The 371-nt window shown below is 40.4% G+C and carries 1 rRNA gene; it reads right to left on the bottom strand.

The features are described 5' to 3' along the window. Positions 1–97, bottom strand: a 23S ribosomal RNA gene (locus H5200_RS23520); the annotation flags it as partial. Positions 98–371: the final 274 nt, after the last annotated feature.

The raw sequence follows: 371 nt of genomic DNA, 5'->3' as shown, positions 1-371 counted from the left end.
GCTTTTTACTAGCTTGACTAGGCTTATCGCAAGTTAATACGTCCTTCATCGCCTCCAACTGCCAAGGCATCCACCGTGTACGCTTAGTCACTTAACCATACAACCCAAACGGGTCTTGCTTGGTCTTTGTTACTTATGCTGCCTTGCTATCAATTTTTGCTTGGTTACATAACACGTTATGCGCCCAGCGACAAAAATATCAGCGGCGTTGCCTAAGCACCAAATCCACGTCGCAATACTAAACAATAAAGTTTAGTCATACGTTAGTGACAGTTTAACTTCGCCAGAAGTTAATATTGAATACTAAAGTAGATACCAATCAACAAACAAAACGTTCATTAAATGGCACTGAATGATACTGCTATCATTCT

This window comes from Pseudoalteromonas sp. SG43-7 (assembly GCF_014164295.1).
Taxonomy (GTDB): domain Bacteria; phylum Pseudomonadota; class Gammaproteobacteria; order Enterobacterales; family Alteromonadaceae; genus Pseudoalteromonas; species Pseudoalteromonas rhizosphaerae.
The sequence above is the reverse complement of the archived record's forward strand: the minus strand, read 5'-3'. Positions and strand labels throughout refer to the sequence as shown.